The 13,289-nt window shown below is 45.8% G+C and carries 14 protein-coding genes; 4 read left to right on the top strand and 10 right to left on the bottom strand.

Features of this window, described 5'->3' with window-relative positions:
* Positions 1-44: 44 nt before the first annotated feature.
* Positions 45-602 carry a thioredoxin family protein gene (locus tag PP178_RS13120; protein ID WP_272594813.1) on the top strand — a complete coding sequence of 186 codons (558 nt, stop codon included), beginning with the start codon at positions 45-47 and terminating at the stop codon, positions 600-602.
* Between the two features lie 13 nt (positions 603-615).
* Here PP178_RS13120 and PP178_RS13115 read toward each other — a convergent pair whose 3' ends face one another.
* A complete protein-coding gene (locus PP178_RS13115) occupies positions 616-1,170 on the bottom strand; it encodes a YfiT family bacillithiol transferase (RefSeq protein WP_272594812.1) in 555 nt (184 codons plus the stop codon).
* Between the two features lie 169 nt (positions 1,171-1,339).
* On the opposite strand from PP178_RS13115, the gene PP178_RS13110 reads away from it, so the two are divergent.
* Complete coding sequence (locus PP178_RS13110; RefSeq protein WP_272594811.1) at positions 1,340-1,978, top strand: peroxiredoxin; 639 nt, start codon at positions 1,340-1,342, stop codon at positions 1,976-1,978.
* 38 nt (positions 1,979-2,016) lie between these two features.
* On the opposite strand, the gene PP178_RS13105 is transcribed toward PP178_RS13110, so the two are convergent.
* A complete protein-coding gene (locus tag PP178_RS13105) occupies positions 2,017-2,841 on the bottom strand; it encodes a hypothetical protein (RefSeq protein ID WP_272594810.1) in 825 nt (274 codons plus the stop codon).
* Positions 2,842-3,236: 395 nt separating this feature from the next.
* Here PP178_RS13105 and PP178_RS13100 point away from each other — a divergent pair, with 395 nt between their 5' ends.
* Positions 3,237-3,431: a cold-shock protein gene (locus PP178_RS13100; protein WP_133644782.1), complete on the top strand. Its 195-nt coding sequence runs from the start codon at positions 3,237-3,239 to the stop codon at positions 3,429-3,431.
* 319 nt (positions 3,432-3,750) lie between these two features.
* Here PP178_RS13100 and PP178_RS13095 read toward each other — a convergent pair whose 3' ends face one another.
* From PP178_RS13095 to PP178_RS13085, 3 genes are read right to left on the bottom strand one after another with little or no spacing between them, the layout of a single operon-like run.
* Entirely contained in the window at positions 3,751-4,683 is a 933-nt protein-coding gene (locus PP178_RS13095) for a peptidylprolyl isomerase (protein ID WP_272594809.1), read from the bottom strand.
* 52 nt (positions 4,684-4,735) lie between these two features.
* Positions 4,736-6,130 (bottom strand): M20/M25/M40 family metallo-hydrolase, encoded by a 1,395-nt coding sequence (locus tag PP178_RS13090; RefSeq protein ID WP_272594808.1) that lies wholly within the window; start codon positions 6,128-6,130, stop codon positions 4,736-4,738.
* A 2-nt stretch (positions 6,131-6,132) separates the two neighbouring features.
* Positions 6,133-7,011: a PPK2 family polyphosphate kinase gene (locus PP178_RS13085; protein ID WP_272594807.1), complete on the bottom strand. Its 879-nt coding sequence runs from the start codon at positions 7,009-7,011 to the stop codon at positions 6,133-6,135.
* 191 nt (positions 7,012-7,202) lie between these two features.
* On the opposite strand from PP178_RS13085, the gene PP178_RS13080 reads away from it, so the two are divergent.
* Positions 7,203-7,886 carry a hypothetical protein gene (locus PP178_RS13080; RefSeq protein WP_272594806.1) on the top strand — a complete coding sequence of 228 codons (684 nt, stop codon included), beginning with the start codon at positions 7,203-7,205 and terminating at the stop codon, positions 7,884-7,886.
* A gap of 20 nt (positions 7,887-7,906) precedes the next feature.
* Here the strand turns inward: PP178_RS13080 and PP178_RS13075 are convergent, their stop codons facing one another.
* Genes PP178_RS13075 through PP178_RS13055 form a run of 5 tightly spaced genes read right to left on the bottom strand, consistent with a single transcriptional unit; the run spans position 7,907 to position 13,169 of the window.
* A complete protein-coding gene (locus tag PP178_RS13075; protein ID WP_272594805.1) occupies positions 7,907-9,070 on the bottom strand; it encodes a sigma-54-dependent transcriptional regulator in 1,164 nt (387 codons plus the stop codon).
* A gap of 12 nt (positions 9,071-9,082) precedes the next feature.
* Complete coding sequence (locus PP178_RS13070; RefSeq protein ID WP_272594804.1) at positions 9,083-9,958, bottom strand: DUF6268 family outer membrane beta-barrel protein; 876 nt, start codon at positions 9,956-9,958, stop codon at positions 9,083-9,085.
* 1 nt (position 9,959) lies between these two features.
* A complete protein-coding gene (locus tag PP178_RS13065) occupies positions 9,960-10,901 on the bottom strand; it encodes a mechanosensitive ion channel family protein (protein WP_272594803.1) in 942 nt (313 codons plus the stop codon).
* Positions 10,901-12,241 (bottom strand): ABC transporter permease, encoded by a 1,341-nt coding sequence (locus tag PP178_RS13060; RefSeq protein ID WP_272594802.1) that lies wholly within the window; start codon positions 12,239-12,241, stop codon positions 10,901-10,903. The genes PP178_RS13065 and PP178_RS13060 overlap by 1 nt, the downstream gene beginning before the upstream one ends.
* Complete coding sequence (locus PP178_RS13055; protein ID WP_272594801.1) at positions 12,234-13,169, bottom strand: ABC transporter ATP-binding protein; 936 nt, start codon at positions 13,167-13,169, stop codon at positions 12,234-12,236. The genes PP178_RS13060 and PP178_RS13055 overlap by 8 nt, the downstream gene beginning before the upstream one ends.
* Positions 13,170-13,289 lie beyond the last annotated feature (120 nt).

The raw sequence follows: 13,289 nt of genomic DNA, 5'->3' as shown, positions 1-13,289 counted from the left end.
CCTTTACGTAAAATTTGAACACCGTTCATAAATTGTAGCAGATCATGGCAAGAACCCCCAGTAATATGTTAGCACTTGGTACAGTGGCACCAGAATTCAGTCTTATGGATACCGTCAGTGATAAGACTCGCAACCTTCATTCGGTTACCGGTGAGCAGGGCACGGTGATCATGTTTATCTGTAACCACTGCCCCTTTGTCAAACACGTTAATCCTGAAATTGCCCGGCTTGCAAAGGAATACCAACCCAAAGGCATCGGTTTTGCCGCAATTTCCAGTAATGATGTTGCCAATTATCCACAAGATGCACCAGACCTGATGAAGGTCACCGCCAGGAATGAAGGTTATATATTTCCTTATTTATACGATGAAAGTCAGCAAACGGCCAAAGATTACGATGCCGCCTGCACCCCGGATTTCTATTTGTTTGATGCGGACCTCAAACTGGTTTACCGCGGCCAATTGGATGATTCCAGGCCGGGTAACGACGTTCCTTTGAGCGGTAAGGATCTCAGGAAGGCCATGGACGCTCTCCTATCCGGCCAGCCCATTGAGCAGGAGCAGAAACCCAGTATCGGGTGTAACATAAAGTGGAAGCCCTGAGGGAATGCAGCTATCAGAGTGCAGGAATCCAGCCTTCCCTTTGTGCCAATCTTTCAATATGTGCAAAATGATGTTTCCCATGCCATGCGTAATGGCCCGCATTTTCCTCCAGGGTGATCCTCCTTTCCCCTACGGGATGGATGAAATCCCTGTTAAAATCTTCCTTACTCATCTCTCTCAGTAATTTCACCAGTTTTAGGTGTACGATCTTAAGATGCTGCAGGGAAAGGTCTATGGGAGCCGATTTTGTGTCAGGGAGTTCTGCCCATTTCTTTTCATCATAGGCTTTGATGACCGGGCTGTTTTCCGTCAGGGCCCACTTGAACCTGGTATAACTGTGGTGGTGACTGTCTGCCAGGTGATGAACAACCTGCCGGACCGTCCATCCTCCCTCCCGGTATGGCGTATCGAGTTGTGATTTTGTAAAACCGCTGACCAGGTCTTCAAGATCTACCGGCAGTGCTTCCAGTTCAGCGATCCAGTCTGCCAGGATCAATTCCGTAACCACTTCCGGCTTGACGAAATGACCTATAGGATATCGCAGTGTTTCCAGTGTATCTGCATTCATAACTTATATATTAGAGTTAATTGGCTGTGGCTTCTGTTTTCTCTTACCAAGTTTAATCAGAATACTGAGAGGCGGAGGGAATTTTAATAGATTTTTAACCTAGAGGATGGCATTATTCCTATATGGTCTATTAATTTTATAGGATATTAACCAAATAAATGTATAACAGATGGCAACGATACGTTTGGGGGACAAAGCCCCTGACTTCACAGCACAGAGTTCAGAAGGACAGATAAGCTTTTACGACTACCTGGGTGACAGCTGGGGTATCTTATTTTCGCACCCTGCAGATTTTACCCCGGTATGCACTACAGAATTGGGAACTGCAGCTAAATTCAAGAAGGAGTTTGATAAGAGAAATGTAAAAATGATCGCCTTAAGTGTGGATGGAGTGGCTTCTCACAAGGAATGGATTAACGATATTAATGACACTCAGCAGACCACGGTTAACTTCCCGATTATAGCAGACGAAGACAGAAAAGTATCCGACCTGTACGATATGATACATCCTAATGCTGATGATACCCAGACCGTGAGATCGGTCTATATCATCGCCCCGGATAAAACTGTAAAGCTGATGCTCACCTACCCTGCCTCTACGGGAAGAAATTTTCACGAACTTTTAAGGGTGATCGATTCATTACAGCTTACCGCTTATCACAAGGTTGCCACACCTGCCAATTGGAAACATGGTGAAAAAGTAGTGGTCAGCCCTTCTATCCCTACGGCAGAAGCCAGGGAGATGTTCAGTGGAGGAGTGGAGGAAATCAGGTCATACCTGAGATTAACCCCTGACCCTACCGCTTAAAAAAGTCAGAGCGCCGAATCGGCGCTCTTTTTTTGTATTTATTTCCGTAATTCGGGTACCATGGTGTAGATGTAATCGCCATGTATGCCGGTAAAATATTTGCTGGCCATGGCCTGCATTTCTTCCCTGGCTTCTTCGGTATCCCATTTAGCCATGAACAATTCATTGTTCTTATCATACATCTTATCCAGCTCATCCATGGAATCCACGTAAAAGGCTTCGACCATCTCCCTGCGATCTGCTCCCCATGCGTGCATCAGCGGGTAATACCCTTTAATATGGTCATTTTTTCGGAATACGTTATCCACGTAGTCCATGTGTGCCTTGTTGAATTCATCATAGGAACCGTCACCTGGGAATTTTAACTGGCTTCTCCTTACCAAAACAATCTTCTCTCCGTCAGCAGTCAAAGGTTTCACATTTTCCATTGGCGCGTAAATTTCATCGGAATGAAAATCGGCATAATAAGAATTCCGCTCTTTAAAATAAGCTTTCCTGGCCTCTTCGTCAGGCCATCCTTCCTTAATCAGTTCCCCATCACGTGCAGCAGCTTTGTCAATGGCCTCCCAACTGGGATATGTAGTGACAGCTACTAATTCACGGTTGTCCGGCGTAAAGCGATGCAGGTAATACCCGGAGCCCATTACGTGTTCATTTTTAGAGGTCACTTTATCCAGGTATTCCTTTTCCATGGCCTTCCACTTGTCCATGTCAAAATCTTCCTTGTCCATATTCCAGTGGAGGGTGGTCACGGTAATATAGGCAGGCCTTTCCTGGTTTTCATCCTGTGCATGTAATTGGGTAACAGGTAGCAGCATTGCTGTACAGCAGCTCACTACAAAGAGATAGACTTTTTTCATCATATAATAGTTTTGGTTACTAGCATAAAAGAATATGATGCAGGTCCGTTATAGAAACCGTGTAGGGGGAGGCCGGCAATAAAGGGCACTGCCGGGGGAAGTAATAGTAAGATAGTTAATTTTTCACATCAGCTCGCACACAATTCACTTATAATGAGCAGACTGATTTAAAATATGATGTAAAATCCCTGTTAGCTGATCTCTTTACTTATTTTGCCAGCAGTGAAATATAGAGAAGTGCACAAAGCTGAATTTTCAATAGGATTCTAAGGCCCAATTCCAGTGGGCTGAGCCGCTATAGTGCGAATTTTTTTACAATTAGAATCCCTAAAATGCCTTTTTTCAATTATTTACCGTAACTTCGCCGGATTATATATCAATATTTTTAATTATCTATTATGAGTAAAGGAACAGTAAAATTCTTCAATGACACCAAAGGATATGGTTTCATCAAGGAGGATGGTTCAGAAGAAGAGCACTTTGTACACATTTCCGGCTTAATTGACGAAGTACGTGAAGGTGATGTTGTAGAATTTGAACTACAACAAGGCAAAAAAGGAATGAACGCCGTAAATGTGACAGTAATCGACTAGGCACTAACGTTATTTTTTTTTTAATAGAATCCCGGCGAACAGGTCGGGATTTTTTTATGCAATCTAATTTCCCGAAAATATAAAAATACGGTACTTCCGGTAGGGTTTTATGCTCCCCGGTTGTTCTTTAATAAGAAATAGTTCCCCCGCCAAACACCAATAACTATGTCTGTATTCTTAGAATTACTCTGCCTCCTCGTATTACTGAACATCCTGATGCTGGGTTACAGCCTTTTCCGTTCTAAATAAGAAAACCCCCAATCCGGAAGGACCAGGGGCTTTATAGTTTCGCTACCCTTATAGGTTGCAATATTTTGGATTATCCCACTTTCATCAATTCCACATCAAAAACAAGAGTTGCATCCGGGGGAATTACTCCACCTGCACCTGCACTTCCGTACGCCAGGTCTGAAGGAATGACGAACCTGGCTTTATCACCTACCTTGAGCAAGGATATACCTTCATCCCAACCACGGATCACCTGTCCGATGCCTAATTTAAAATCTATAGGTTGTTTTCGTTTATAAGACGAATCAAATACCCGCCCGTCTTTAAAGGCTCCTTCATAATGTACAGAAACTGTTTTCCCTTTCTCAGCTTTCGGTCCATCGCCTTTCTGAATGATCTTATAGCGCAAACCACTGTCTGTCCGGTCAAATCCTGCAGCAATCTTATCTAATTCTGCCTCTGCTTTGGCTTTTTCGGCCTGTCGCCTTTCATCTCCTGAGCTTTCAAATTTTCGAAAAGCTTCTAAGGCGTCCCAGGAAGAAGCCTTTTCACCCTGGCGGATAATCTCGACCTCTTTAATCTCGTCGCCCTGGGCTACTGCATCAACTACTTCCTGTCCTTCAACCACCTTCCCAAACACGGTGTGCTTATTATCCAGCCAGGGAGTAGCGCCATGGGTGATAAAAAACTGGCTGCCGTTCGTTCCCGGTCCAGCATTGGCCATAGACAACACTCCGGCTGTGTCATGTACAAGGTCCGGATGAAATTCGTCGTCAAACTTGTAACCCGGATCACCGGTCCCGGTTCCCAGTGGACAACCGCCCTGTATCATAAAATCCGGTATCACCCTGTGGAACTTTAAACCGTCGTAATATGGTTCGCCCTCACCTTTAGCTTTATTAGGCATATTACCTTCTGCCAGGGCAACAAAATTTCCTACTGTGCCCGGTGTTTTTTCATAAGTCAGTTCCACCAGGATATCACCCTTGGCAGTTTTGAACTTTGCATATATTCCGTCCTGCATGATATTTTTTTTAAGGGGCAAAGATAATCATTTAGCCCGTTTTAACGGTGGCTTACTTGCCGTTATCGGTTCCTGTATCCTGGTTTCCGTAATTATCAAAGAGATAAACCAGGCTGGCCATAGCGGCCGCACCTAGTTCCAGTTCCCTTTTGTTGACATGTTCAAAAGTATCATTCTCTGCGTGGTGATGATCAAAATAGCGCTGGGAGTCGGGAATTAACCCGGCCAGTATAACCCCATCTCCTCTTAGCGGGCCTATGTCTGCTCCTCCACCTCCACTGACAAACTGGTGCAGCAGGTAAGGCTCAAATAAGGGTTTCCAGCTTTCCACAGTTTTCATAAAACTATCAGGAGCATCGAAGTTAAAACCGCGGGGACTAAATCCGCCTGCATCGCTTTCCAGGGCAAAGACATGTTTTTCATTCTTCTTTGCAGCCTGGGCGGCATATTCTGTACCTCCCCTTAAACCGTTCTCTTCATTCATAAACAACACCACTCTCAATGTTTTTTTGGGCTTATAACCGGTTGCTTTAAACAAGCGAAGAACCTCCATACTCTGAACGCAGCCTGCGCCGTCATCATGGGCGCCGTCACCGAGATCCCAGGAATCCAGGTGTCCGCCGACGAGCATGATTTTTTCCGGTTCTTCGCTCCCACGGATCTCCCCGATCACGTTGTACGACTGAACATCTTCCAGCTGTTTACAATTCTGTTTCAGGTAAAACTTGATATCGGGCTGTAATTGCAGGGTGGTGCTTAGGAATTCGGCCCCATTGGTGCTGATGGCAGCCGCCGGGATCCTTGCTGACACCGGAAGTTCGCCATAGCTCATAGAACCGGTATGGGGGTAATCGTCCAACCTAAGATTCATTGAACGCACTAATACGGCCACCGCACCAAATTTAGCCGCTTCCTCTGCCCCGCTGTAGCGTTGGTCTACGCACCCGCCGTAAGCTTTGAATGTATTGATCTGCGTAGCCTCCATAGGCCTGTTAAAGAATACGATTTTCCCTTCTATTTTTTCCCGGCCCAGTTGTTGCAGTTCTTCTATCCCTTTTACTTCAACAACTTCTGCCTTAACACCGCCCAAAGGGGTTGCTACTGAACCTCCTAATGCGCATACCGGCACAGAATTGGTCAGTCCCGGCTTTGTTTCGATAAAGGCATATTCCGGAGTGCCACGCACCCATTTTGGAACCATTACCGGCTGCAGCCATACGCGATCAAGTCCAAGTTTCTCCAATTCTTCCCGGGTATATTTCACCGCCTGCTCGGCCTGAACAGACCCGGATAAACGTCCGCCGATCTGGTTGGATAAATGGTTGAGCCAGTCATAGGCCTTTCCTTCTGTCAGGGCCGTATTGTAAAGGGATTTGATCTGTTGTTCGTCTTTGGTCTGTGCTTGGGTAAATGTTGCCAGGAGCAGCAACACAAGTAATTTTTTCATTCTTATTCGTTTTCCAGTTGCCGTTTGTAATCAGCAATATTAGCCCTTATTTTCTCATCGAGTTCGGGTTCCTCTATATCTTTATATTTTTTTAACGATTCCCAGAGGATTTTAGCGACTATTACCCGGGCCGCATTCTTGTTATCTGCAGGAATCACAAACCAGGGGGCATGATCCTTAGAGGTCCGCCTGATCGCGTCCTGGTAATACTCCATATACAGGTCCCATAATTTTCGTTCCTCCAGGTCTCCCGGTGAAAATTTCCAGTTCTTCGCCCTGAGTCGAAGTCGTCTGAGCAAACGCTGCCGCTGTTCTTCCTTGGAGAGATGCAGGAAAAACTTATACACAATGGTGCCGTTCTGTGCCAGGTGCCTTTCAAAGTCATTTATCTGGTCAAACCGCCGGTCCCAGAAGGCATCATCAATATCCGCCACACTATTGATCCCCGGTAAATTTTCTCCAAGGATGTACTCCGGGTGCACCCGGGTCACCAGAACGTTCTCATAGTGGGTTCGGTTAAACACCCCGAATTTTCCACGGGCCGGAAGGGCGATATAATGCCTCCAGAGGTAATCGTGATCACGTTCCAGTTCCGTGGGTACCTTAAAACTGTGAACCACCACTCCCCTGGCATTAAAGTCCTTGAACACCTCGCGGATCAGGCTGTCCTTACCTGAGGTATCCATGCCCTGCAGGCAGATTAATACGGCATATTTCCCATGGGCATACATGGTATTCTGAAAATCCCCCAGATCTTTACGAATGGTCTGCAGTTCCTGTTTTAACTCTTTTTTGTTGCGTCCAAAATCTTCCAAAGTAGAAGATTTTGCCAGCTCCAGGCTGGAATCAGCGCGATATTTTTCGGGCTCTATTGATTTCATACAGGGAAAATAACATTTTTTCAGGTCGGAGCTGATCATAAGTTCCAAAATTCCAATTGATGGACCAATAACAAGGACGATAAGGCTAGTTTAACCCAACAATCGATCTTTTTGACGATTAATTGAGGCGGCACAGCCCATCACCGCTATCTTTAATCTTCCCAAATCCTACATATTCAAATACTTACGCCATGAAAAGAGGCTGTCACCTACTATTGCTCTGTCTTTGGATCATCCTGTCTTCCTTCGGTAAAAAAGAAGACTGCGCCTACGCCGGATCCAATATCTCCTATATACAATCACAAACCGAAAAAGCCATCGCTGCCACGGAGCTTAAAATGTCGCGTTACTATGCCTATAAAGCCATCAACGCGGTAGAAAACTCCAGGAAACAGATGGATTCCTGTGGCTGCAAAAAGGCAGGGGATATTCTTCTGGAAAGCCTGGAGCTTCTAAAAAGAGCTGCAAAAGCCGGAAGTATGCGGGGTGGTAAAATCCTATTGTATAAATCCCTGGAACTTACATTGGAAACAAAAGAGGCGATCAAGCAACACGAATTGTTTCATATCAGTCCTTATGCCGAAGAGTTTCTACAGATGGATGCCGGTGAAATCATCAATGATCCCGCTATCAAAGATACCGTTGCCATGCAGCAGCGCATTGATCGTTCCCTGCAGGGATATAAGGAATCACTTGATTTGGTTGTGGAGACGGTTAGCTGCGAAGAAGCCTTTGATTTCGCTGAAAAGATCTATAAATTTTCAGAACAGCAACTGCTGCGAAAAGACCTTTCAGAAGCGCAGCAATATTACCATTACCGCACCCAACTGATTACGTCTCGTGCTATGACCCGTTTACTGGATTGTGCTAAATAATCCCCCATGATGTTATAGGTTTATTTACTGGCGAAGAGCTTAACGTCTTCTTCAGAAATAGCATCTCCGCCAAGGATGATGAGACGCTCCACCACGTTGCGGAGTTCCCGTATATTCCCGGTCCAGTTATAACCCTTGAGAAGGTCTATTGCCTTTGCGCTGAATTTTTTAGGACTGCTTCCGTGCTCCTCTGCGATCTTAGCCGAGAAATGTTCGATCAATAAAGGGATATCCTCTCTCCGGTCATTTAAAGCGGGGACCTTGACCAGGATTACAGCAAGCCTGTGGTACAGGTCTTCCCTGAATTTGCCCTCGGCGATCTCCTTCTGAAGATCCTTATTGGTAGCGGCTACCACCCGGACATCAACTTTAATATCCTTATCCGATCCCACCCGGGAAATCTTATTTTCCTGCAGGGCGCGTAGTACTTTTGCCTGGGCAGAAAGGCTCATGTCTCCTACTTCATCCAGGAAAATGGTTCCTTTATTCGCCGTTTCGAATTTTCCGGCACGGTCTTTTACGGCCGAAGTAAAAGCTCCTTTTACATGACCGAAAAGCTCACTCTCTATCAGCTCTGAGGGAATGGCCGCACAATTGACCTCGATAAAGGCTGCATCACTGCGTTCGCTCTTTTGGTGGATCCAGTGGGCGACGAGTTCTTTCCCTGTACCATTCTCCCCGGTAATAAGCACCCTGGCGTCCGTTGGTGCCACTTTGTCTATTATCTCTTTGATGGTATCTATCTCCTTGCTCTTACCAACCATCTCGTAATTCTTACTTACCTTCTTCTTCAGTATCTTGTTCTCCACGACCAGTTCTTTACGATCCAGGGCATTGCGTACTGTAGTCAGGAGCCTGTTCAGATCCGGTGGTTTGGAGATATAGTCAAAAGCCCCCAGGCGCATGGTGTTCACGGCAGTATCCAGGTCCCCATGCCCGGAGATCATTATAAAAGGAATCTCGGGCTTAATTTTCCGGGCTTCCTGTAGCACCTCTACCCCATCCATCCGCGGCATTTTAATGTCGCAAAGAACCAGGTCGTAATCATTCTTCTTGATGAGATCTAAGCCCCCTGTACCGTGCTCGGCTTCTTCTACCTGGTAGGCCTGGTTCTCTTCTGATAATATTTTAACCAGAACCCTCCTGATAGCGGATTCGTCTTCTATAACAAGTATTTTTGACATTGTATTATTTTTTTAAAATAGTGAGACCTTAAATCCAGTTCTAAAATAAATATTTCCCTGGTCATTCAGCACGTATACGTTCTTTCTCCTGTCGTCCCTGAGCACGCCATCTTGCGTTACCGTAAATCCCGCTAAGGCAAACAGGGATAGATTCTTATCAATATTATACTGGTAACCCAATGCCGCCACCAAGGCAGAAAGCGAAATGGATGCAGCCCTTGAGGAATCGTCAAAAATAAGGTCATCCTGTATGTTCACAAAATAGCCATCCAAAAACAGTGCCGTTTCCAGGGTGTGGCGTTTATCCACGTGGTATTTAAACTGACTTTTCGGTATTCCCAGGGTATAAGACCATTCCGGGTGAAAGCGTTTGTAGTAACTCAGCAGGGGTAATGGAAATGGAAGCCCGGTGGTCGCATTGTAGCTCAGGCCCAGAACAAGTCTATAGGGTTTCTCAGCATTTTTCTTTTCTTTCCAGAATACGGCCGAAGCGTTCATCTTAAGGTCCCTTCCCTGTATTCCCCCCACGAGGTTTGAGGCCAGTCGGGGACTGAGGATAGCGACAAAACGCCAATCTTCGTTCCATTTGAAGATATACCCCAGGTTAAGATCGATTACATGTAGTTTTTCTATCTGCCGTTCATCAAATGGCAACTCCCTTTCACTCCCTACGGCGATCTGGTTATACTCGGCCCCCGTCACCAGGTATTGATCCTCCGTAACTTTAAAAGGCACATTGACCAGGAACCGATACCTCGCGACTCGAATATCCGAATCGTCTTTAGGCAAAATAGTGTACTCTGCCCGGAACAGGTCTGTACTCTGAGACCAGCCGGGAAAGCAGGTTACTGCGAATAAGCAAAAAAGTCCGAAGAAGGTCCAGTTCATATCAAGAGCCCTCCCCTTCTTCAATCTTTCCTACGCTACTATGGCTAAAGGGCTGTTGCTGAATAATATGCACATCGCGTTGCGGGAATGGAATACTGACCTTGTTTTCCCGGAACTTAGCGTCTATCTCGTACCGGATCTGGCTTTTAACCCGTGGCGCCGTAAAACTATCAGAGGTAAAGTAGTTGACAGAGAAGAGCAACGCCGAATCTCCGAAGTCGTTAAATAACACGAAAGGTTTCGGGTTTTTAAGAACGCCTTTCAGTTCGGCAACGGAGTCTAGCAACAGTTCGGTGACCAACTGCACATCGCTGCCATAGGCAACTCCGACGGACACGGATTCCCGGGTGGTCTTATGGTTCTGGGTATAATTATAGATAATGTCGCTCAGGAACTTGTGGTTGGGGATAATAAGCACCTTGTCGTCCCGCGTTAAGGCCCTGGTAGATCGCAGTTTAATTTCGAAAACTTTTCCAACTTTACCTTCTACCTCAACAATATCGCCGACATGAAGTGATTTGTCTGAAATGATGAAAATTCCTGCAATGATATCCTGGAAGAGTTCCTGCAACGCCAGGCCCAGTCCCACAAAAAGCGCGGCAGATGCGGTGAGGAGTAAGGTGATGTTGATCCCGGCAGAACTCATAGTGGCCACGATCACCCCTATGTAAACGATGTATTTTATAAACTTAAAGACACTGATGAATTTTAATTTATCGTCCCCTTCCATCTTCCTGGTAAGGATCTTTCTCAACCATTTTAACAGGAAGGAAGTAATGATAAACGCCAGTGTGAGCAACAATAGCAACCCAATCGTAATATGAATAGAGCCTTCCCCCTCTCCCAGGTGCAAACCGAGGTTGAGAAATTCTTTAATCGTTTGCCAGACATCCTCCTTGAGGATCTCTTCCATTTTAGATTTTCCTGAATCCTGTTGCAACATCAGTATTTAAGCCATTTAATTAGTTCCCTATAGGATGGTTTTTTACCATACATCAGTATCCCTACCCTGTAAATCTTGGCCGCAAGCCATACGATACCCATAAAAGTACCAAAAAGCAGTACAAGGGAGGTAATCAGTTGCCAAATCGGCACACCACCGGCCCCTATGCCCCCGGGCAGACGCATCATCATCACGATGGGAGAGGTCAGCGGGAATAGTGAAAACCCTACAGCAATAGGACCGTGGGGGTTGTTGAATACGGAAAAGAAGCCGACGTAGATGGCCAGCATCAGCGGGAGTATGATCGGGAATATAAACTGTTGGGTATCGGTCTCATTATCTACAGCGGCACCGATAGCCGCGTAGATTGAGCTATAGATAAGGTAACCGAGCAGGAAGTAAAGTATGAAGAAGCATATAAGCATCAGCCAGGGAATCTGGAAAAGCTCTTCGGCATATCGCTGAAGCGTGGCATTGTCAGCTGCGGGGTTGGGTGCCAGGCTGCTCATCCCACCGCCGGGCATGGGGGATGTATTTCCAAAGCCAGAAGGATCTAAATCCAGGAAAATCACCAGGGCAGACATCAGCAGGCCTGCCGAAATGATCCAGATTGCGAACTGGGTAATACCCGCCAGGGAATTCCCGAGAATTTTACCCAGCATAAGCTGGAAGGGTTTTACGGAGGAAATGATAACCTCGATAACCCGACTGGTCTTTTCCTCGATGACGCTTCGCATCACAAAGCCGCCGTATATGATGATAAACATCATGATCATATAACCAAATCCGCCCCCTATGATCGCTTTGATCTCGTTAATCCCTTTCACATTCACCTTCCCCGTAAAGGTTGCGGTCCGGATCTCATACTGGTTGCGCATATCTGCATATTGGGCGCTGGAAACCCCTAACTCTTCCAGTTTTACCTCCCGGATACGTTCCTGGAAGACATCTTCGATGATATCGATGACCGAAGTACTGGGCGTATCCTTAGTATAGAAGGAGGAATTCTCTGCCGCGCTCAGCAGGGAAGTGCTTTCCGGAATATGAAGCAGGCCGTAAAAGCCCATATTACTGGTACTGTCCGTGGCTTTTTCAAGACTCAGGTCTTTAAAAGCGACATAAGAAGTGCTGGGTGTGATCTTAAAGTCGTTCTCAAAATAACTGCTTTCATTCAGGATGGCGATCACGCGTTTATCACTGTCGTTTACCTTGGTGAGGTAAGCGATAAGGACCACCATACCCACCATGAGAATAGGCGACAGGAAGGTCATGATCACAAACGATTTATTCCTGACCTTGGCCAGGTATTCCCTGCGAATAATAAGACCCAATTTACTCATCGAGATTCTTGCTTTGTATGGTTTGGATGAAAATATCATTAGCCGAAGGAATAGTCTCCAGGAAATTATTGATACTGGCCCTGGCAGAGATGTGGGCCAGGAATTCGCGGGTGTCATCTGAAGGCAATTGCACCCTGAAATTCAGCTGCCTGTCCTGTGGGTCATAAGAGGTTTTCGTGATCTGGAAGGTATGCGCAAGCTCTTTCAGCAAGTCATCACCGTGCTCCGTTTCCAGCCCTACTTTAAAGACGTTGTTCTTGTAGGCTCTTTTGATCTCTGATAACTTACCATCCAGTATCTTTTCCGAATTATGCAACAGGGCAATGTATTCACATAGCTCTTCCACAGATTCCATCCTGTGGGTGGAAAATATGATAGAGGTTCCCTGTTCCCTAAGTTTGAGAATCTCGTCCTTAATGATGTTAGCATTAATAGGGTCGAAACCACTAAATGGCTCGTCAAAAATCAATAGTTTGGGCTGATGCAGCACGGTAACGATAAACTGTATCTTCTGTGCCATTCCCTTAGAGAGTTCCTGTATCTTCTTATTCCACCAATCGCCGATATCCAGGCGGTCAAACCAGTACTTAAGCTTCTGTTTTGCCTCTGCCTTCCCCATCCCTTTAAGCTGGGCCAGGTAGAGGGCCTGTTCCCCTACTTTCATGCTTTTATATAAGCCGCGCTCTTCCGGCAGGTATCCTATCATGGCGATATGCTTTGGTTGCAAAGCCTCCCCATCAAAAAATACCCTACCTGAATCCGGGTAAGTGATCTGGTTGATAATGCGAATAAGCGTAGTCTTACCTGCGCCGTTGGGACCCAACAAGCCGTAGATACTGTTTTTAGGAATTTCTAAGGAAACCTTGTTCAGAGCCGTATGGTTTCCGAACTGTTTGGAAACCTGCTCTGCAGCCAGGATAATACTCATGAAAGCAATTTTCCCAAAGATAGAGATTTGCTCCAAAAAAGATTGTGGATTAACAGTTTGTTTTAGAACACCCTCATTTATCAAACGAAAAGCTCAAAACCCACAAAATCAATGTGTTAA

This window comes from Zeaxanthinibacter sp. PT1 (genome assembly GCF_028464225.1).
GTDB lineage: Bacteria > Bacteroidota > Bacteroidia > Flavobacteriales > Flavobacteriaceae > Zeaxanthinibacter.
Note: the sequence above shows the minus strand (reverse complement) of the source record. Positions and strands in the feature narration are given on the sequence as shown.

Excerpts from the sequence above, each read along its gene's own strand:
- PP178_RS13065 (WP_272594803.1), bottom strand. The coding sequence starts at position 10,901 with ATGTTGCAACAGGATTCAGGAAAATCTAAAATGGAAGAGATCCTCAAG.
- PP178_RS13115 (WP_272594812.1), bottom strand. The coding sequence starts at position 1,170 with ATGAATGCAGATACACTGGAAACACTGCGATATCCTATAGGTCATTTC.
- PP178_RS13100 (WP_133644782.1), top strand. The coding sequence starts at position 3,237 with ATGAGTAAAGGAACAGTAAAATTCTTCAATGACACCAAAGGATATGGT.
- PP178_RS13075 (WP_272594805.1), bottom strand. The coding sequence starts at position 9,070 with ATGTCAAAAATACTTGTTATAGAAGACGAATCCGCTATCAGGAGGGTT.
- PP178_RS13085 (WP_272594807.1), bottom strand. The coding sequence starts at position 7,011 with ATGAAATCAATAGAGCCCGAAAAATATCGCGCTGATTCCAGCCTGGAG.
- PP178_RS13090 (WP_272594808.1), bottom strand. The coding sequence starts at position 6,130 with ATGAAAAAATTACTTGTGTTGCTGCTCCTGGCAACATTTACCCAAGCA.
- PP178_RS13105 (WP_272594810.1), bottom strand. The coding sequence starts at position 2,841 with ATGATGAAAAAAGTCTATCTCTTTGTAGTGAGCTGCTGTACAGCAATG.
- PP178_RS13080 (WP_272594806.1), top strand. The coding sequence starts at position 7,203 with ATGAAAAGAGGCTGTCACCTACTATTGCTCTGTCTTTGGATCATCCTG.
- PP178_RS13055 (WP_272594801.1), bottom strand. The coding sequence starts at position 13,169 with ATGAGTATTATCCTGGCTGCAGAGCAGGTTTCCAAACAGTTCGGAAAC.
- PP178_RS13070 (WP_272594804.1), bottom strand. The coding sequence starts at position 9,958 with ATGAACTGGACCTTCTTCGGACTTTTTTGCTTATTCGCAGTAACCTGC.
- PP178_RS13060 (WP_272594802.1), bottom strand. The coding sequence starts at position 12,241 with ATGAGTAAATTGGGTCTTATTATTCGCAGGGAATACCTGGCCAAGGTC.
- PP178_RS13120 (WP_272594813.1), top strand. The coding sequence starts at position 45 with ATGGCAAGAACCCCCAGTAATATGTTAGCACTTGGTACAGTGGCACCA.
- PP178_RS13095 (WP_272594809.1), bottom strand. The coding sequence starts at position 4,683 with ATGCAGGACGGAATATATGCAAAGTTCAAAACTGCCAAGGGTGATATC.
- PP178_RS13110 (WP_272594811.1), top strand. The coding sequence starts at position 1,340 with ATGGCAACGATACGTTTGGGGGACAAAGCCCCTGACTTCACAGCACAG.